Genomic DNA, 18,278 nt, shown 5'->3' with positions numbered 1-18,278 from the left:
GTTCACCCACGTCACCCGGACCCCTGTTCGCCCAGCCCAGGACCGTAGCCCGAGCACACGAATCCCGGTTTGCGACGGGCGGTCGGTCGCGGTGACCCGCGTTGGCACCGGCTCACCCGGGTTGGTATCCGCTGGAGAGCACACACCGCGCACATCATCGAGCCCTGCGTCTGCGTGGGCCTGTCTCGCCAACGGCAATGCCACACAGGCTGGGTGCGCGATCACCGCGGCTATGAGCGTGCGGATCGAGAAGGCAGCGGCGAGCGGCGTTAGCGAAATGAAGCCCCGGTTCTCTTCGGGCGGAAGTGATGTTGAAGTGTCAACTGCCCATGCCGGCTCATGCCTTGGCGAGGGCGTGGAGCGTTTCGGTGGTCGCCGGGCCGGCAGGGAAGAAGGCCTCGAGGGCCAGCCCGGCGACGGTAACATCCAGCGGCGTGCCGAAGAGGGTTGTGGTGCTGAAGAAGGCCAGCTCCTGGTCGTTGTAGCGGTACCGGAACGGGATGACCACGCGCGAAACGGCGTCGCTGATCGGTGCCGCATGGCCGTTGCCGCCGGGATAGCCGCGAAGCTCCTCGTGCAGTTCGTACAGGGCCGGGTCGTTGGTTGCCACGGCCTGCTGGCGCAGCCGGTGGAGCAGGCGGGCGCACCACTCAGGCAGATTGAGGATTCGCGGGGCCATGCCGTCGGGGTGCAGGCTGAGCCGCAGCACGTTGATCGGTGGGGTTAGGAGGCGGGGCTCGGCACCGGCGGTGAGCAGGGCGACGGCAGGATTGGCTTCGACGAGATGCCAGTGCTGGTTGATGAGCAGTGCGGGTACGGGCTGTGTCCGTCGAGGATCTGCCGTACGGCGGCACGTACCGGAGCCAGTTCCGGGTCGCTCAGCTCGTGGCTGGGGTAGGCGGGCGCGTAGCCGCCGGCGAGCAGCATCGTGTTGCGCTCAGTCAGCGGCACGTCGAGCTGTTCCGCCAGCCGCAGGATCAATTCGGGGCTCGGCCGAGATCGCCCGGTCTCTACGAAGCTCAGATGCCGGGCCGACACGCCCGCCTCGATCGACAGGTCGAGCTGACTCATCCCGCGAGTTCGGCGCCAGTCGCGCAGCAGCTCCCCGAGTGGCCGCCCGGAAATGGTCATAGTCGTCACGCCACCGACCCTATTTACCGCACCGGCGCACAGACCATTACCTGCGACGTAATCGACAGCGCGCCAAGGCGCCGGAGAGCATCTCTTCCAGAGGCGACAAGCCGAACCCATTCCCAGCGAACGAGGAGAGATCCATGGCTACCATATTCGATGAGCTGACCGAGCGGTACATCGCGATCTGGAACGAGACCGATCCGGCGAGGCGGCGCCGGGACATCAACGACCTGTGGGCACCCGAGGGCCAATACGTCGACCCGCTGGCCGTCGCCGAGGGCCGGGATGCGATCGACGCGACGATCGCCGCAGTGCAGAGCCAGTTCCCCGGCATGACGTTCCGGTTGGCCGGACCAGTCGACGGCCACCACAACCAAGCCCGCTTTACCTGGGAGCTCGGGCCAGAAGACGCCGAGGCAATGATCGTAGGCTTCGACGTCGCCATAACCGACGGCAACGGACGGCTGACCCAGGTTCTGGGTTTCCTAGACCGAGTCCCAGCGGCGTAATGACCCCCGGGGCGATGCTTGGCAGACGAGCGCCCGAGGTCCGAATCGATCCAGGGAGGAGAACACGGGGGCAACACTGGGCTGACTCCACACCGAGATGGCCGGCCTTCTGCCGATCAGATGATTTACGCGATGGCGTGGTGAGCGCATGAAACGCCGAACGGCGGCCCGCTGAACCAGTCGGGCCGCCGTTCAGAGAATGTGGATCAGAGCGGGCGGATGTTCTCCGCCTGCGGGCCCTTCTGGCCCTGCGTGATGTCGAACTCCACCTTCTGATTCTCGTCGAGGCTGCGGAAGCCACTCGCCGAGATCGCGGAGAAGTGGGCGAAGACGTCGGCGCCGCCGTCGTCTGGGCTGATGAAGCCGAAGCCCTTGTCGGCGTTGAACCACTTCACGGTACCTGTAGTCATGTCTGCTCCTTCGCAGGCTGTCAGAGACCGCACTGTGCGGACCCTTACGCCGCCGCGTTGATCACCCGCGCCGAAACGACACGAAAAACGAAAAGCGCCTGGATGGGTTTCAGATGCCCCATCAGGCGCCGGAAAACGTCTACGGAAATCAAAACTGCAACTCAGTTACCGTAGCACATGATCCGCCGTCGGCCCGATGGCGGCGGGTGAACCCAGCCATTGAGCTTGACTCCTCCCCGTCCTCGACGGGCTTTCCGGACCGAGGCGGGCACCCAGACGTTCGCTCCGGGGGCCCGCTCATCGCCCGTCGACGACCTCGCAGGAAGGGTTGGGCTGGTCAGTCCTGTCGCCGCGGCCCCGTTACCGCTTCTCGTTCTGCCGGAGGGCTTCCTCGAGTTGGTCTTCCAAGATGATGATCCGGCAGGCGGCCTCCAGGGCGGTGCCGCCGTCGACCATTTCGCGGGCCCGGGCGGCCAGGCGCAGCTGGTAGCGGGAGTAACGGCGGTGCCCGCCGCTGGAGCGGTGCGGGTTGATCAATTTCGCCTCGTCCAGGCGACGCAGGAAGTCCTGTGTGGTGCCGAGCATTTCCGCGGCCTGCCCGATGGTGTAGGCCGGGTAGTTCTCATCGCCGAACACGTCTTCGGGGTTTCGCCCCATGTCACCTCCACGTCGAGGGCCCCGGCGCACAAGCACCGGGGCCCAGGGTTACGGGTCAGAACACCATCTACCGACCGGAACGTCGGCTTGTCGTATCCGCACCAGCCGTCATTGACGGCTTCGGGCGCGAGGATCGCGTATGCGTGACCGGAGACCACCTCTCGTTCGATGGAAACTGCGGTGTCCGCCCGGCCTGAATCGACGGCCGACGGCGGGCGATCCAACGGTGTACGGCCCTCCCTTTCCTCTGCTACTTCTTTCCCTTGCTGTCGTACGGTCTGCCGGCGCCGGAGCCCACGTGACTTCACAGCCCCGACACGTGCGGCGAACATCAGCTGGAGCCCTGAAAGAACCTTGGCCCCACCTGCAACCGGCGTAAGCCACGCCGGAAGTGACGTGCTCTTACTGCCTCTCGGGAGGAACGGTGGTGCATGTTCCTCCCGAGCCGCCCGTCGTGTCTTCACGGCCGGACGGTCCGTCTGCGTCTTGACGGATCTTTCCTCTCGACTCGAAGAAGAGTATGCCACAGCCCGGAAGATGTCTAGTCGTCTCAACCTAGATTTCCTGGCCGACAGTCATCAGGATGACTGGCCCACCGAGCACGCAGTGCGCGAGCCGTGGCGACGACGACCCGACACCGATGCCACCTACCGGCCCATGAAGACCGCCGCACTCGACGACGTACCCGGGCCGGCCGCGTTGGTTGCCTCCACCGCCCACGACGCAGCCCTCCGGAGGCCCTCGCCCGCAGGTACGGCCCCGCGCACTCCTCGCCATCGCCGTCGTTCTCGTCGGCATCGCGGTGCGCGTGGTGAATGGTTCCGCCGAATTCGGTCGGGTCCAGCCGGGTGACGTCCTCGCGTGCCGCACCACGGACCCGGCGTGGACCCCGCTGCTCGGCGTCGCGGCCGCCATCGTCACCGAGATCGACGGCCTGCTGTCGCACGCCGCGATCGTGGCGCGCTGCGTGACGGTGCGCCGGTGGAGGTGGACGGGAGCGCTGCGCGGGTCATGCTCGTCGATTCTTGGCCGGGAGGTCGTCGACCGCACCGGCGACGTCCCGGGCAGCGTTCACCGATCCTCGTGGACGTGGTGCGCGGCAATCCGCTCCCTGATGGCCACTCGCTGCGGGTCGTCCGTGTCGTCGAGCAGGTCGAGGGCTTCCCGACCCCGGCTGAGAGCGTTGTCGTGGTGGCCGACGGCGCGGAGGGCTTCCGCCAGTACGGCGAGAGCGCGCGCCTGGCGTAGCGGGTCGCCCAGCTCGTCGCCGACCACCCGGGCGAGGGTGGCGTCGGCCAACGCGTCGCGGTGCCGCCCTAGGCGGAGGTGAGCCTCGGCCGAGACGGTGAGAGCGTCGCAGCGGATCGTGTCGTCGGTGACACGGTCGTGCAGGTCGATAGCGACACGGACGAGGTCGAGTGCGATCTCCGGCTGGCCCGTGTCGAGGCTGAGCCCGGCGAGCTGAACGTGGTTGAGGCTTCGGCCTCGCAGCGAGCCGATCCGGTTCCAGACGGCAAGAGCCTGCTGGTAGAGAAGACGGGCCTGGTCGTACCGTCCGAGCTGACGATGGGCGTCACCGAGATGGTAGAGCGTGTACGCCTCCCCCGTCGCGTTCCCCGTCCCGCGACAGTCGGTCAAGACTTCCTGGAAGGTCTCGATGGCGGTGGCGGTCGCCCCGGTCCGCAGGTGCACGGAGGCGAGATTGTGCCGGCAGACCATCTGCAGTTCGGCGAAGCCGTTCTCCTCGGCGAGACGCGAGGCCTCGGCGAACAGGCTGCCGGCACGATCGTAGTCGTGAGTTGTGAAGTACGTGGCTCCAAGATTGATGAGGGTGCCCACCCGGGCCAGGGCGTGCCCGTCGGCAGTCGCGGCGTCGAGGGCGATCCGCAGCATCTCCCGCATGTCCTCCTGGCTTCCGGAGCGGTCGAAGACTTCGTGGACCGTGTCGACGGTCTGCCAGGCGTGCCTATGGAAACCCTCCACGGTCGCGCTGCGGACCAGGGCAAGCACGTTGGTCCGTTCCGTCTCGCACCACCGCAGAGCGGCGCTTTCCGAGGGGAAGGTCATCGGTGTCACCGCACCCGGGTCGGGCAGGTCAGGAACGGGTGCGCGGTTCGGCTCCAGGGCCGTGACGGCGTTGACTGCTGTGAGCAGGTACCAGTCCAACAGCCGACGCAGTGCCGCTTGTCGCTGCTCGGCGGGTTCCTCCGCCCGGGCCCGGTCTGCGGCGTACCGGCGAAGCAGGTCGTGCATCCGATACCGCCGGACGGTGTCGTGATTGATCAAGTGCGCGCGTGCGAGTCGGTCGAGGGCCCGTTCAGCCCCGGCGACGTCCACCGCCAGCATCGCCGCTGCGGCCTCGGCCCCGATGGCGCCGCCGGGGAAGAGGCCGAGTCCTCGGAAGAGCCGGGTGGGCATCGGGGTGAGCGCGTTGACCGACCAGGCGAAGACAGTCCGCAGCGTCATTTCGTCCGTGTCGTCGCCCTCGATGTCGAGCAGCCGGCCGGTGAGTTCGTCGGCCAATTCGCCGAGCCGTGCCTGGGGCCGGGAGACGACGTGCTCGCCGATGACCCGCAACGCGAGCGGCAGCCCGCCCGACAGCCAGGCCAGCGTCTCCAGTGCCGCAGGCTCCGCCACGGCGCGTTCGGGTCCGATGATCCGGGCGAGCATGTGATGTCGTTCGAGGTGCGACAGTGGTGTGACGGTGAGGCTGCGGATGCCGTGGCGGACACTCAATCCGCGGAGGCGATTGCGACTGATCACCACCGTTAGGCTGGTATCGGATCGGGGCAGGAGCTGCTGTGCCTCGTCGGAGTCGACCACGTTGTCCAGCACGACGAGCATCCTCCGCCCATCCATCAGCCGGTGGTACATTTCCGCGCGTCGATGGGCATCGGAGGGTACCCGATCCGCCGGAACGCCGAGGGCGACGAGAAAGCGGTGCAGCGCCGCCTGCGCGCCGATGGGCGGCACCGGGCCGTGCGCCTCTGCGTTGAGGTAGAGCTGCCCGTCCGGGAACCACCCCTGTCGGCGACGCCCCCAGTGCCCGGCGAGGGTGGTCTTGCCCACCCCGGGCATCCCGGTCAGCACCACCACCTTGGAGGTGCCCTCGCCGGTGGCGAGGGTGTCCAACTCGTCCAGCAGCCGGCGGTGCCCGGCGTAGTCGGGTACGTCGTTCGGCAACTGTCGGGGTACCGGCATCGTCGCCTCGACGGCGGCGAGGTGGTTCCTGGCGGATGCGGTGGGCCGGAGATTCGCGACGTCGAGCACCGGGTCGACGCGCATCGTACGGCGGTAGCGGCGACGGTAGGCGACCACAAAATCCCGTGCGTCGTAGGTGCGACCGGCGGCGTGCAGTGCAGCGATCCACAATCTCGCCAGGCCCTCGTCGAGTGGATTGTCGATCAGCAACGGTTCCAGCCGAGCCAGCGCTCGGTTGTGTTGACCGATGGCCAACTCGCTTTCCGCCAGCATTTTGGCTGCGGCGAATTGCCTCTCCCGCATATCCCGTCGAAGGTGTTCGCATCGCGCGCCCCTCAGGTCCGCGAGCGGATCACCCCGCCACAACTCGTCTGCTCGGGTGAGCAGGGCGACGCATCGGTCATGCTGATCCCGGTCGACAGCCTGCCGCGCCTCGGCGGTCAATCGCAGGAAACGGTGGTAGTCGACCAATTCGGGATCGACGGTCAAGCGGTAGGCGGCGGTACCGGGCACCCGCACCAGGGCATCCTGGAGGTCGACCGACCTCAGGGCGGCCCGCAGACGGCTGGCCAGCGTGTAGAGCAGCGGGCGGCGAGCATCGACAGCGGAGTCCTGCCACAGAAATTCCACGATCGTCTCGATCCGCACCGGATTGCCGGCGTGATAGAGAAGGACGGCGAGCAGCCCGCGCTGCTTCGCCGCACCCAGCGGAATCGACCGCCCCTCGACCATGAGCTTCGTGGGACCCAGAATCGCGAACTCCATCAGCTCCACCCCGCTCACTCTTGATCGACAAATACCTATTCATTCTTCTTCCATCAACCCGACTCCTCAAACGTTTGTCCGGAGAATCAAAAATCAGACATCGGCCTTGCTACCCGCTTGCAAGCCCGCTGCAAGGCGACCGGCAAGCTGATCCGCAACAGGCTCCCCCGACGCTGGATGCCGCCGACATCCATTGCTGGAGGGACACCAATGACGTCACTGGAATGGCCATCCGCCCCCATCGGCATCGACGCCAGCCGCTGGACAAGCCGGCCAGGCTGCCGGACGGTGCTGGTCGTGGCGCACACGATCGCGAGCTGCCAGCGTCTCCTGGACGTGATCGAGCACGTCGAGAGCGACCCGAGGGTGCAGTTGCTCTTCACCGTGGCGCCGGACGTCTTCAACCATCAGGTGAAGCGCTTCCTAGACCGGTTGGGCGCACTGGTCCTCCCCTGGCAGCAGGCCATCCGGGAACAGTTCGACCTCAGTCTCGCCGCCGCGCACGGCGGGCTTCACCAACTGCACGCACCCCTGTTCCTGATGGCCCACGGAGCAGGGCGCGGCAAACGGGTGCGACCCGGGCCGTACGGCGGACCGGTGCTTGCGGACCCACCGGTGTACGGCCTCGACGCGCAGCGACTGACCCATGGCGGTCGGGTTCTTCCGACGGCCCTCGCCCTCTCCCACGACCACGAGTTGGAGGTGCTGCGCCGGCAGTGTCCGGAGGCAGTCGAGGCTGCTGTGGTGATCGGTGATCCGTGCGCTGATCGGCTCGTCGCCAGCCTCCCCTGGCGCCGGGACTACCGGCGGGGCCTGGGACTGAGCAACCGGCAGGAGCTCGTCGTCGTTTCCTCAACCTGGGGCCGAGACGGCGTCTTCGGACGTTGGCCCGACCTGATTCCGCAGTTGATGACACAGCTCCCACCGGACCGGTACCGGATCGCCGCGCTTCTGCACCCGGCGGTTTGGGACGCGCACGGGCACCGCCAGATCCGGGCCTGGCTCCGGGACTGCATCGACGTCGGGCTGGTCCTGCCCGACCCGACAGAGGACTGGCGCGGCCCGGTGGTCGCGGCCGACCACGTCATCGGTGACCACGGCTCTGTCACCGCGTACGCCGCAGCCATCGGACGCCCGACCCTGCTGCTGCCCGGGCTGCGCTCGGTGCCCGCCGCCGGCACGCCTCAGCACCTGCTTGCTGTGAGCGCCAACCGCCTGGACCCGCACCGGCCGATTCCTCCACAGCTCGCCCTGGCCACCGGAGTCGACCAGCAAGCGGTGATGGCCGCACTGACCAGCCGCCCGGGGCACGCCGGCGTGCTGTTGCGGCGCACCATGTACCGCCTGCTCCACCTGACCGAGCCCGGCCGGCACCGACAGACGGGCCCTGTGCCGTCGCCTGGCTCCGGAAGTGGGAAGGCCCCCCATGACCTCGCGGGGTGAGCCCGTCGTCGTGGGGCTGTCGGCCGACCGGCAGGCGGTCTGCTCGGCCCGGTTGGCCGACGTCGTCGTGACGATGATCGACAGCGGCGACGTGGCCGAGGTCGGAATGGCCCTGCTGACGACGTACCCCGGGCTGGCCCTCGCCGTCGTCGGCACTCCCTCGGGGAACGTCGCCGTCGGGGTACGCGGCGACCGACCACTTCGGCTCGGCCAGTTGACCGCACCCGGGCGGCTGACGATCGGGCTGCTCACCGTTACGGCTCGCCTGCTCCACAGCCGGTGGATCACCGGAACCATGTATCAACCGCGCACCAGCCAAGACGTCCTACTGCTCGTCCGCGCCGCCGCTCAACTCGCCGAGCCGGCGGAGCACGTCGGGCAGCCGGGGCGCGGCGAGCGCGGTGAAGATGGCGGCGGCAATCCGATAGTGCCGCCGTGCGGTCTCGTCGTCGCCGCGCCGCCGGGCGATGCGGCCGAGCAGGAACACAGCCTCTGCCCGCTCGTTGTCGGCTCCGAGCGCGGCCATTCGTCGCACCGCCTCGGTGGCTGACTCCTCGGCAGCACCGAGGTCGTCGGTCCCGAGGTACGCATCGGCCAGGCCGATGAGCACCCGGGCGGCGTTGTAGGGGTCGACCTCGGACAGTTCGGCGAAGATCTGCCCGGCCTCCACCAACAGCGGTAGTGCCTCGGCCGGCCGGCCGGTCCGGGTCCGGAGCATGCCCAGGTTGAGACAGGAGAGGCCCACACTTCGGACGTTCGGCAGGGTTCGCCGTCCGGCCAGGACCCGGGTGTACGCCTCCGCCGCCTGTTCCTCCCGTCCGGTATCGGCGTAGAGGGTGGCCAGCCCTTCCTCGGCGTCGATGACGCCCTGAGCGTCACCCGCCTGCCGATACCGGTCGACCGCCGCCCGCCCATGCCGCTCGGCCGCCTCATGGGCGCCGACACGGCTATACGCCCGGCCGAGCCGTTTGAGCATGACCGCCTCGGCCCACACGTTTCCCCACGCCCGGGCGGCCCGCACACCGCGTTTGTCGATCTCCAGGCGATCCTGGTAGCCCTTGAAGTAGAGAAGGAGTGGCCAGACCACGTCACTGAGCTGCCAGGCCAGCTCATGGAGGCCCAGGTCGAAGGCGACCCGGCCGGCCTCCGCCAGGTTGCTCCGCTCCCGGTCCAACCAGGCGAGGGCAGCAGACCGGTCGGAGAACTCGGGCGGCCCGTCCAATGCCTGCTGATAGACGTATGGCAGCCGCCGCCGGTAGGGGGTCACCACGAGATCCGCCCGGCGGGCCGCGGCCAGGTAGAACTCCAACATCGTGCGCACGGCTGCCTGTCGGCCGACGGGCGGGTCATCCTGCTCCGACATCTCACGCGCGTACAGCCGGAGCAGGTCGTGGTAGCGGAAGCGATCCTCGGCCACCTCCTCCAACAGGCTCGCGTCCAGCAACTCCCCCACCACGGTGTCCGCGCGGGTGCCGTCTGCCCTACCCGCTCCGGCCACCGCCGCGACCAGATCCATCCCGAACTCCGCCCCCGGGTGCAGAGCCAATCTCCGGTACAGCACCGACGCCTCCGGCGTCAGGGCCTGGTACGAGAACTGGAACGTCGTCCGGATCGACAAGCCGTCCACCACCGAGAGCCGGGCCAGCCGCTGCGCCTCGTCGGTCAGTTCGGCCACCATCCGGCGAACTGTCAACCTGGGACGGGAGGCCAGCCGCGCCGCCGCCACGACGAGCGCGATGGGCAGACCACCACAGATCCCCGCCAACTCCTCGGCCGGCGCGAACTCGTTGAGAATCCGCTCCCGACCGACGGCCCGCCCCAACAACTCCACCGCTTCTGGAGCCGGCAACGGACCCACCTCGATCAGGCGGGCGCCGTCCGGCAGCAACCCGGTCAGTCGCCGGCGGCTGGTCACCACTACCACCGCCGACGCCGACGCCGGCAACAGCGTCCTGACCTGAGCTGCCGAGTACGCGTCGTCGAGGACCACCAGCAGGGAACTGTTCGCGGTCACCGTGCGGTAGAGGGTGACCTGTTCGGCCAGATGCACGGGAATCCGGTCCGGGGCCACCCCGAGGGCCCGGAGGAAGGCGGACAGCACCACGCCTGGGTCCGAAGGCTCGGCGCCGCTGAAGCCACGCAGGTCGGCGTAGAGCTGCCCATTGGGAAAAAGGTCCAGCCTGGCATGTGCCCACTGTCTCGCCAGTGCCGACTTCCCGGCGCCGCCCGGCCCGAAGAGAACAGCGACGAGATTGCCCCGCTCGGCGAGGTACGCGTCCAGAGCAGACAGTTCCTTGGTTCGGTTCGTGAAGTTCGGCGACGGCGCCGGTAGCTGCCGGGGAATCGGAGAACGACCGACGGGAGCGCCACCGAAGTACACATCGCCGTGGATGACGCCGGCCTGAACACTCAATCCCGACACGTTTCCGGACTGCTCGTTCGACGTACCGGGCGGCGTTGTTCGCTCGGTTCCGTAGGAGTCCGTTCCCACTCGCCGCGCCCCAACCCGCCCGCCGCACACCCGACCCGGCCGGACCTAGAAGATGATGTCGCCCTGCACGTCGCGCGCCTGTACGACTTTCCCGGCCGTTCCGCTGAAGTGGTTCACCACCTGGCCCTGGACGGCGACGACGCCCGCCCCGTCCAACCTGCGCCATTCGTCACCGAGGGCATCGGCGAAGCCCGGGTCCCGTGCCATCACGTCTGCAAGAGCCGAGGCGAGCGCAGTATGCCGCCAACGCTCCTGCGGGTGTGCCATCGCGGCGTCGAGCACGGCCGATTCTCGCGTCCCCGCTCCGAATCGATCACGCACCAGACTGATCAACGAACCGATCGCGTTCCGGGCACCGACGCCGAGCGCCTCCGCACCTTTGGTCGCCAGCGTGGTAGCGACAGCCAGGACGATCTGATCCTCCATGCACGGCCTCCCACGAACCACGACTCATATAGACGCTTCGCACTGCCGTCACCGGCGAGCCTAACGCCAAGAGGCAATCGGCCGAAGCCGCCGCAGCCGCCGCAGCCGCTACAGGTGGCTGGAATTACTGATATCGTTCCATGTCATGGTTACTCATCTAAATACCTAGAGTTAGCGGTAAGTTACACAGGGGGCACCATGACCGACACGTCCCATAATGTGAGCATCGCTCTGCTCTGATAGGGATGACCAGTAGTCTCACGCCGTGATGATCATCGCGGCCCTGGTGGCTGCCGACCTCCTCTCCTTGCTGTCCCCAGAGTCCCTGGACTTGCTCGCCCAGTTCGGGCTGACGACGATCAGTTCCTGCGTAGCCGAGTTGAGCGATGCGACTGTGTGGACGCCCCTCTGGGTGAAGTGGGTGGCCTGACGATCATCTAACGAACCGCTTCTCCATCAGTTGCGAATGCGCCGCCGGCCGAGGGCCGGCGGCGCCGCACGTTCAGAGCGCCACCCGGATGACGTCCTCAGCCATCGATGTCACGCGGCTTCCAGCAGAGCGCGCGGAGCGTGCGCATGTCGTCGGACGCCACCGTCTTCAGGCCCTCCAACCGGTGCGCGGCGGCCGAGCTGCGATGTCGATAAGTCCGGCTGCAGTCCGGAGGGGCGGCAATACGGTTCACCCCACGGCACCGACGGGGAACCGCGCGGTACGACGACCCAGCGATCGCCACGCCGGCAGTGCGCTCGCCAGCATCGCCAGGAGCAGGCAGAGCCCCACCACCCCGCCGACCACCGACCACGGCACCACCAGGTCGACCGGTACACCGGCCTGCTCGGCGAGGCCGGCGCGGATGCTCAGCAGACCGACGAAGGCGACAGCCCCGCCGAGCAGTGCGCCGAGCAGCACCACCAGGGCGGACTCGGCCGTGACCAGCCAGACGACCTGCCTTCGGGTGGCACCGGCCAACCGGATCAGCCGCAGGTCGGCCACCCGGCCGGCGGCGGCCATCAGCAACGTGTTCGCCACCGCGACAGCCCCGTAGCCGGCCGAGACACCGATCAGTAGCAGCGTGAAGAGCCAGACGAGGCGATCCTCGGCACGGTCCGCCTCGGCCGCCCACCCGGCCACGTCCACGATCCTCCCGCCGAGCGGGGGGTCGATCCGGTCCTGGACGTACACCGCGGAGGTGAGCGCCGAGGGGTCGTGCGCCCGCACCACGGATCGGGGCAGGAGCAGGTCGCCGGGGATCGAGTCGTCGGTGACGACCGCGACGACGCGCAGGGACACCACCTCCCCGTCGGCGAAGACCAGCGCGTACGGCTCGGTCGGCCGCCGGTTCGCCGAGGCGGGAAGGACCACCGTGTCGTCGCCGCTCAGGTCGTCCAGTGTGCCGGCGACGACGGTGAGTGCCCGGTTCGCGGCGGCGAAGCCCGCCGGGTCCACGCCGAGCGCGGTCAGTGGCCGGTTCTCCGGCGACGACTTCGGGTAGTTCTCGAAGACCGTCGTCGGGAGGAGGGCCGTGCCCCCGATCGCCGCGACGGCCTGGTCCGACAGGCCCGGTGCGCGGTCGGGCACGACGATCCAGCCGGCGTTGACGTTGTCGGCCCGGCCCGCCGCGTAGGCAGCCGTGGTGGTGCGCACCATTCCGGCGACCAGCACCGCGAACGCGACAGTGAGCAGCACCGGGGCGGCGATCGAAGCCGTCCGCCGGGTCGCGGTCGACGCTCCGGCCCGGACCAGCATCCCGATCGCGCCCCCCGGTCGACGCACCGGCCACCGCAGCATCCGCACCAGCGGGCCGACGGCCGCAGGGGCCAGCACTGTGGCACCGGCCACCAGCGCCATCACCGCGTACAGGGCGTACTGCGCCGCGACGCGGGCCTCGTCGGCGGTCGCCGTACCGACGCTGAGCGCGACCCCCACCGCGACGAGCAGCGCACCGGTGGCGATGCGCAGCCGTCCGATCGGTCGCTGCTCGACCGCCGCTTCGCGTAACGCCTCCAACGGTCGGATCCGTGCCGCCCGGCGCGAGGCCGACCAGACGGCCAGCAGCGAGATCACCGGGCCGGCGACGAGCGAGAGCGCGACCGGCCAGTGTTCGTACCCGACCCGGAAGGTCGACGGTTCGAATCCGGCGTCGACGAGAAGCCGGCCCAGCAGCGGCGCGAGCCCTCCGCCCACCAGGAGGCCGGCGATCCCGCCCGCGGTGCCGACGACGAGCGCCTCGCCGTACACCATGCGGCGGACCTGGCGGCCGGTGGCGCCGACGGCGCGCAGCAGGCCCAGCTCACGGCGGCGCTGCGCGACGGTGAACGCGAAGGTGGAGGCCACGACGAACACCGTGACGAAGCCGGCGAGGGCCGCCGTGGCGGTGAGCACCTGCATGCCGATCCAGCGGGTGCGGGCGTCGTTGCGAGGCTCCAGCGCGCCACGCGTGTCGCCGGTCAGAACCGATCCGTCCGCGCCGACGATTCCGCGAGCCGCCGTGGCGACCCGCTCGGGGTGGGCGCCCGCCGCGAGCAGCAGCCCGATGGCCCGGACGCCGGGCGCGAGGGTGGCGGCCACGTCGTCGGCGACATGGACGCCGGGCCCGTCGACCAGACCGGTGACGGTGTACGGCTGCGGGCCGGCCGCCGTCAGCAGGGCCACCGGCACGCCGGGGCGCAGCCCGAGTGCACGGTCCACGACCACCTCGCCGGGCCTGCGGGGCGGCTCGCCGTCGGTGAGGCGCAGTCCACCGAGCCGGGCGCTGGACCAGCCGTGCCCCTGGTGGGCGTCCTCCCGCCGGCCGTCGGTGCCCGCGGGGCGGCCGTCGACGAGCGGCTGCGCGTAGAAGGTCCGGTCCGGCACGGCCGCCGCGACCCCGGGCAGGGCGGCCAGCCGGCGGACGAGCTCCGCCGTCGTGGTCGCGGACCAGGGCCGCGTCGGCACGAACGAGTCGGCCGAAGCGCCCGCTTCGGGGCTCTGCACCACGACCGCCGCCCGCGCGAGGCGATCCGGCACCTGGGGGCGCCCGGAGGCGAGAAGCAGCGTGGCCGCCGCTACCAGCGTGACCCCGATGGCCACGGCCACGAACGCGCTCAGCGACCGCCGGATGCTCAGCACGACGGCCCCGCAGGCGTCGCCGCGTGCTGGGACGGGACGGCCGCACGCTCGGCGATCCGGGCGGCGACCACCGCCGCGGTGATCCCGCCGTCGAACTCGTCGACGATGCGGCCGTCGGCGAGCAGCAGGACCCGATCGGCGTACGCGGCGGCGGCGGGATCGTGGGTCACCATCACGACGGTCTGCCCGTGGTCGTCGACGAGTGCGCGCAGCAGTCGGAGCACCTGCCGGGAGGCCGCGCTGTCCAGCGCGCCGGTCGGCTCGTCGGCGAAGACCACCGCCGGGCGGGTGATCAACGCTCGGGCCACGGCGACACGCTGCTGCTCGCCACCGGACAGCTCACTCGGCCGGTGCCCGGCCCGGTCGGCCAACCCCACCGCGTCGAGCGCGGCGGCGACGTCCCGGGCCGGCGGGCGGCGGCCGGCCAGCCGCAGCGGCAACTCGACGTTCTGCGCCGCGGTCAGCGTGGACACCAGGTTGAACGCCTGGAACACGAACCCGATCCGATCCCGACGCAGCCGGGTCAGTTCGTCCTCACCCAGGTCGTCGAGGCGGGTGCCGTCGATCGTGACGGTCCCCTCGGTCGGGCGGTCCAGTCCCGCCGCGCAGTGCAGCAGGGTGGACTTGCCCGAGCCCGAAGGGCCCATCACCGCAGTGAACGTGCCGCTCGCGAAGCCGGTCGTCACGCCGTCGAGCGCCGTCACCCGCCGGGTCCCGGTGCCGTACACCGCGCGCAGCCCCGTCAGGGTCACCGTGTGTGTGGTCATGACCGCCACGGTGCCCGGCGTGGTGGGTGCCGCGCGTCGTGCCGGCGCGGACACTTTCCGGCCCTTCCCCGGTCGGAGGCGACGGCCCGCGATCGCCGGTACGTCGTCCTCCGGGATGACGACCCGCGGGTGGACGCGTCCGGCTCGGCCAGCCGATACCGTCGTGCAGGTGACCGCTCCCCTGCTGACCCGGCGACTACGGCCGGTGGAGCTGTACATCGTGGACGCCGTGCTCGCCGTCGCGGTCGGCGGGCTGCTCGGTCCGTATGCGGCGCTGGAGTCGCCGCTGCACGGTGGCGTACGCGAGCCGCTCTGGGTGTCGGTGCTGGTCGGGTTCGCCCTCGGGCTGCCGCTGGCCGTCCGACGCCGGTGGCCGATCACCGTCGCCGCCGTGATCAGCTCCGTCACCACAGTCGCCCTGATCACCGGCGTGATCCCCAACTACGCCGCCGCCGCGCCGGGACTCGCCGTCGGTCTGTCCTTCTACACGGTGGCCGTGTCGACGACCACCCGCCGGTCGCTGCCCAGTGCCGCCGGTTGTCTCGCTCTGGTGAGCGTCGCGCTGGCGCTGACCGGGGGTGATCTGTGGTCGCGGACGGGTGCCGTCGTCTACGGCGCCGTCATGATCGCGCCCGCCTGGGCGATCGGCTGGCTGGTCCGCGAGCGACGCGCCCTCGCCGCCCGGCAGGGCGAGCACCTGGTCCGTCAAGCCGCCGCCGAGGAGCGGTTGCGGGTGACGCGGGAGCTGCACGACGTCGTCGCCCACACCCTGAGCCTCATCGTGGTGAAGGCGGCCGTCGCAAACCACGTCGCCGAGACCGACCCCCGCGAGGCGGGGGCCGCGCTGCGGGTGATCGAGGAGACCGGCCGCAACGCGCTGACCGACGTACGCCGGGTGCTCGGCGCACTGCGCGAGGACGCCCCGTACGCCCCGGCGCCCGGGCTCGACGAACTGCCCGCGCTCGCCCGGCAGGCGGCGATCGGCGGGGTCGACGTACGGCTCGACGTACGGCGGGAGGAACCGTCCGGCGCGGTCCCGGAGTCGGTGGGACTGACGGTCTACCGGATCGTGCAGGAGGCGGTGACCAACGTGGTGAAACACGCGGGGCCGGCCGCGTGCCGGGCGACGGTGACCGTCACGCCTCGCGAGGTCAGGGTCGAAGTGACCGACGACGGCCGCCGGCCGGTCCTGAGCAACGGGACGGGGCACGGGCTGATCGGCATGCGGGAACGGGTGACGTTGCACGGGGGCGAGTTCCACGCCGGGCCGCGCTCCGGCGGCGGCTACGCCGTGACGGCCACTCTGCCCTACCGGGGTGCCGCGTGATCCGGGTGCTGATCGCCGACGACCAGGCGCTGCTGCGTGGCAGCTTCCGGCTGCTGGTCGACTCGACCCCGGACTTCACCACTGTCGGTGAGGCGGGCACCGGCGTGGAGGCTGTGGCGCTGACCGCCGAGCACCGGCCGGACGTGGTGCTGATGGACGTGCGGATGCCGGAGATGGACGGCATCGAGGCGACCCGGCGGATCTGCGGCGACCCCGCCACCGCCGGCACCCGGGTCGTCATCCTGACCACGTTCGACCTGGACGAGTACGTCTACGGGGCGCTGCGCGCCGGAGCCAGCGGGTTCCTGCTCAAGGACACCCCGCCGGCGGACCTGCTGGCCGGCATCCGGGTGGTGGCCGCGGGCGAAGGGCTGCTCGCGCCGACGGTGACCCGCCGGCTGATCGACGAGTTCGCACGTCGGCCCGAGCCGGCCCGGCCGCTGCCGCGACGGCTGGACGGGGTGACCGAGCGGGAACGGGAAGTGCTCACGCTGATCGGCCGGGGTCTGTCCAACGCGGAGTTGGCCGGGCACCTCGGTCTCAGCCTGGCCACCGTGAAGACGCACGTCGGGCGGCTGCTGACCAAGCTGGCGGTACGTGACCGGGCTCAACTGGTCATCGTGGCCTACGAAACCGGCCTGGTCGGGCCGGGCGGGCCACACTGAGCGGGTCGCCCTCCCGGGCAGAGCATCGGTGGCGGGCCATTCCGCGGCTAGGCTTGGCTGTCATGACGACTCTCGGTGTGGTGTTCCGGCCCCAGAATCCACCCGAACGCCTCCGCTCGGTCGCACGCGCCGCCGACGAAGCCGGCCTCGACCAGTTGTGGCTCTGGGAGGACTGTTTCCTCGAAAGCGGCATCGCCACCGCCGCCGCGGCCCTGGCCTGGACCGACCGGCTGGCGGTGGGCGTCGGGCTGCTGCCGGTGCCGTTCCGCAACGTCGCGGCACTCGCCATGGAGGCCGCCACGCTGCACCGGCTCTTCCCCGACCGGGTGCTGCTCACCGTGGGCCACGGCGTCCAGGACTGGATGGAGCAGGTCGGCGCGCGGGTGGGCTCGCCGCTGACGCTGCTGCGCGAGCACGTCGAGGCGTTGAAGGCGCTGCTGGCCGGCGAGACGGTCACGACGTCGGGTCGCTACGTCAAGCTCGACAAGGTCAAGCTGGACTACCCGCCGCTGGGCACGGCCCGGATCTACGCCGGCGCGACCGGGCCGAAGACGCGTGCTCTCGCCTGCGAGGTCGCCGACGGGATCCTGCTGACCGCCGGCACGCCGCCGCAGGAGGTGGCCGCCGTCAGGTCGACGGCCAAGGCCGTCACCGTGTACGTCCATGCGGCGACCGGCCCCGACGCCGAGGCACGCATGGCACGCGAGCTGGAGTCCTGGGACGAGTCGGACGGCTGGGACGCCACAGCGGCCGGCGACGCAGCCGCCGTTGCCGCTGTCGTGAACCGTTACCGGGACGCCGGAGCCGACGCCGTGATCCTGCAGCCCACCGCTGACGAACCCGACCTCGAGGGCTTCGTCCGGTTCACCGCACAGCAGGTCGGTCCGCTGGTGCGGTAGCCGGCCGGATCGGGTGTGTTGTAGGGCTCGCCGACGGTGGTGCCACTTGGCGCCGGTCAGGGCGACCAGGGCGTTGGCGGTCCGGAAGTACGGGTTACGGCCCAGGTCGCCGACTGTGGTGATGTTGAAGGCGTGATCGGTGGAAACCGATCGTCTACGGACAAAACTGCCGAATTAGATCATGGAGCGGGCGCGTCAGTCCACTTTGGACGAGGACTGACTCACGCCTCCTCGTCGCCGCCCTCGTCGTCGCCGAAGGAGTCGAAGACCTCGTCGGCGACCATGCCGCCGGCGAAGCCCAGGGCGGCGCCGCCCACCACGCCCGCGGCAACGGCACCCATGCCGGGACCGCCGTGGTGCTCCTGGTGGTGGTGCTCCTTGTGGTGACCGCCCGGGTGGCCGTACGCGGCGTGCCCGTAGCCGGGCGGCGGGGGCGGGTAGCCGGGCCTGTCGCTTATACACATCTGACGCTGCC

At 70.2% G+C, this 18,278-nt stretch carries 13 protein-coding genes and 2 pseudogenes; 7 read left to right on the top strand and 8 right to left on the bottom strand.

Going from position 1 to position 18,278, the window contains the following annotated elements; all coding sequences use genetic code 11:
* Positions 1-337: 337 nt before the first annotated feature.
* Positions 338-1,131: pseudogene (locus EAD96_RS24495) on the bottom strand (helix-turn-helix domain-containing protein).
* Between the two features lie 143 nt (positions 1,132-1,274).
* On the opposite strand from EAD96_RS24495, the gene EAD96_RS24490 reads away from it, so the two are divergent.
* On the top strand, positions 1,275-1,643 hold the full coding sequence (locus EAD96_RS24490) for a nuclear transport factor 2 family protein (RefSeq protein ID WP_121685928.1): 369 nt from the start codon (positions 1,275-1,277) through the stop codon (positions 1,641-1,643).
* A gap of 206 nt (positions 1,644-1,849) precedes the next feature.
* Here EAD96_RS24490 and EAD96_RS24485 read toward each other — a convergent pair whose 3' ends face one another.
* Positions 1,850-2,053 (bottom strand): cold-shock protein, encoded by a 204-nt coding sequence (locus tag EAD96_RS24485; protein ID WP_013283833.1) that lies wholly within the window; start codon positions 2,051-2,053, stop codon positions 1,850-1,852.
* A gap of 360 nt (positions 2,054-2,413) precedes the next feature.
* A complete protein-coding gene (locus EAD96_RS24480) occupies positions 2,414-2,710 on the bottom strand; it encodes a helix-turn-helix domain-containing protein (protein ID WP_121685927.1) in 297 nt (98 codons plus the stop codon).
* A gap of 802 nt (positions 2,711-3,512) precedes the next feature.
* On the opposite strand from EAD96_RS24480, the pseudogene EAD96_RS31665 reads away from it, so the two are divergent.
* Positions 3,513-3,614 (top strand): annotated as a pseudogene (locus tag EAD96_RS31665) (hypothetical protein); the annotation flags it as partial.
* A gap of 167 nt (positions 3,615-3,781) precedes the next feature.
* Here the strand turns inward: EAD96_RS31665 and EAD96_RS24470 are convergent.
* Positions 3,782-6,676, bottom strand: coding sequence for a BTAD domain-containing putative transcriptional regulator (locus EAD96_RS24470; RefSeq protein WP_233586159.1), 2,895 nt, complete (start codon positions 6,674-6,676; stop codon positions 3,782-3,784).
* A gap of 210 nt (positions 6,677-6,886) precedes the next feature.
* On the opposite strand from EAD96_RS24470, the gene EAD96_RS24465 reads away from it, so the two are divergent.
* Positions 6,887-8,119, top strand: a complete 1,233-nt coding sequence (locus EAD96_RS24465) for a hypothetical protein (RefSeq protein ID WP_147457927.1) — start codon at positions 6,887-6,889, stop codon at positions 8,117-8,119.
* A gap of 325 nt (positions 8,120-8,444) precedes the next feature.
* Here EAD96_RS24465 and EAD96_RS24460 read toward each other — a convergent pair whose 3' ends face one another.
* Both EAD96_RS24460 and EAD96_RS24455 read right to left on the bottom strand, forming a co-directional pair.
* Positions 8,445-10,610, bottom strand: coding sequence for a tetratricopeptide repeat protein (locus EAD96_RS24460; RefSeq protein ID WP_158614817.1), 2,166 nt, complete (start codon positions 10,608-10,610; stop codon positions 8,445-8,447).
* A 45-nt stretch (positions 10,611-10,655) separates the two neighbouring features.
* Positions 10,656-11,036, bottom strand: coding sequence for a hypothetical protein (locus EAD96_RS24455; RefSeq protein ID WP_121685922.1), 381 nt, complete (start codon positions 11,034-11,036; stop codon positions 10,656-10,658).
* A 265-nt stretch (positions 11,037-11,301) separates the two neighbouring features.
* Between EAD96_RS24455 and EAD96_RS31050 the strand changes: the two genes are divergently transcribed.
* Positions 11,302-11,466 carry a hypothetical protein gene (locus EAD96_RS31050; protein ID WP_158614816.1) on the top strand — a complete coding sequence of 55 codons (165 nt, stop codon included), beginning with the start codon at positions 11,302-11,304 and terminating at the stop codon, positions 11,464-11,466.
* A gap of 249 nt (positions 11,467-11,715) precedes the next feature.
* Here EAD96_RS31050 and EAD96_RS24450 read toward each other — a convergent pair whose 3' ends face one another.
* Together EAD96_RS24450 and EAD96_RS24445 are read right to left on the bottom strand one after the other, a co-directional pair.
* Positions 11,716-14,145: an FtsX-like permease family protein gene (locus EAD96_RS24450; RefSeq protein WP_121685921.1), complete on the bottom strand. Its 2,430-nt coding sequence runs from the start codon at positions 14,143-14,145 to the stop codon at positions 11,716-11,718.
* On the bottom strand, positions 14,139-14,912 hold the full coding sequence (locus EAD96_RS24445; RefSeq protein ID WP_199733286.1) for an ABC transporter ATP-binding protein: 774 nt from the start codon (positions 14,910-14,912) through the stop codon (positions 14,139-14,141). The genes EAD96_RS24450 and EAD96_RS24445 overlap by 7 nt, the downstream gene beginning before the upstream one ends.
* 169 nt (positions 14,913-15,081) lie before the next feature.
* Between EAD96_RS24445 and EAD96_RS24440 the strand changes: the two genes are divergently transcribed.
* From EAD96_RS24440 to EAD96_RS24430, 3 genes are all read left to right on the top strand, one after another.
* Positions 15,082-16,239, top strand: a complete 1,158-nt coding sequence (locus EAD96_RS24440; protein ID WP_233586155.1) for a sensor histidine kinase — start codon at positions 15,082-15,084, stop codon at positions 16,237-16,239.
* A complete protein-coding gene (locus EAD96_RS24435; RefSeq protein WP_120571906.1) occupies positions 16,236-16,904 on the top strand; it encodes a response regulator transcription factor in 669 nt (222 codons plus the stop codon). The genes EAD96_RS24440 and EAD96_RS24435 overlap by 4 nt, the downstream gene beginning before the upstream one ends.
* Positions 16,905-16,966: 62 nt before the next feature.
* A complete protein-coding gene (locus EAD96_RS24430) occupies positions 16,967-17,803 on the top strand; it encodes an LLM class flavin-dependent oxidoreductase (RefSeq protein ID WP_121685918.1) in 837 nt (278 codons plus the stop codon).
* Positions 17,804-18,278: the final 475 nt, after the last annotated feature.

Origin of the sequence: Micromonospora sp. BL1 (assembly GCF_003667485.1) — a bacterium.
Classification (GTDB): domain Bacteria; phylum Actinomycetota; class Actinomycetes; order Mycobacteriales; family Micromonosporaceae; genus Micromonospora; species Micromonospora tulbaghiae.
Note: the sequence above shows the minus strand (reverse complement) of the source record. Positions and strands in the feature narration are given on the sequence as shown.

What these genes read in the sequence shown, in the direction of transcription:
- EAD96_RS24490 (WP_121685928.1), top strand. Translation starts at nt 1,275, where the DNA reads ATGGCTACCATATTCGATGAGCTGACCGAGCGGTACATCGCGATCTGG.
- EAD96_RS24485 (WP_013283833.1), bottom strand. Translation starts at nt 2,053, where the DNA reads ATGACTACAGGTACCGTGAAGTGGTTCAACGCCGACAAGGGCTTCGGC.
- EAD96_RS24480 (WP_121685927.1), bottom strand. Translation starts at nt 2,710, where the DNA reads ATGGGGCGAAACCCCGAAGACGTGTTCGGCGATGAGAACTACCCGGCC.
- EAD96_RS24470 (WP_233586159.1), bottom strand. Translation starts at nt 6,676, where the DNA reads ATGGAGTTCGCGATTCTGGGTCCCACGAAGCTCATGGTCGAGGGGCGG.
- EAD96_RS24465 (WP_147457927.1), top strand. Translation starts at nt 6,887, where the DNA reads ATGACGTCACTGGAATGGCCATCCGCCCCCATCGGCATCGACGCCAGC.
- EAD96_RS24455 (WP_121685922.1), bottom strand. Translation starts at nt 11,036, where the DNA reads ATGGAGGATCAGATCGTCCTGGCTGTCGCTACCACGCTGGCGACCAAA.
- EAD96_RS24445 (WP_199733286.1), bottom strand. Translation starts at nt 14,912, where the DNA reads ATGACCACACACACGGTGACCCTGACGGGGCTGCGCGCGGTGTACGGC.
- EAD96_RS24430 (WP_121685918.1), top strand. Translation starts at nt 16,967, where the DNA reads ATGACGACTCTCGGTGTGGTGTTCCGGCCCCAGAATCCACCCGAACGC.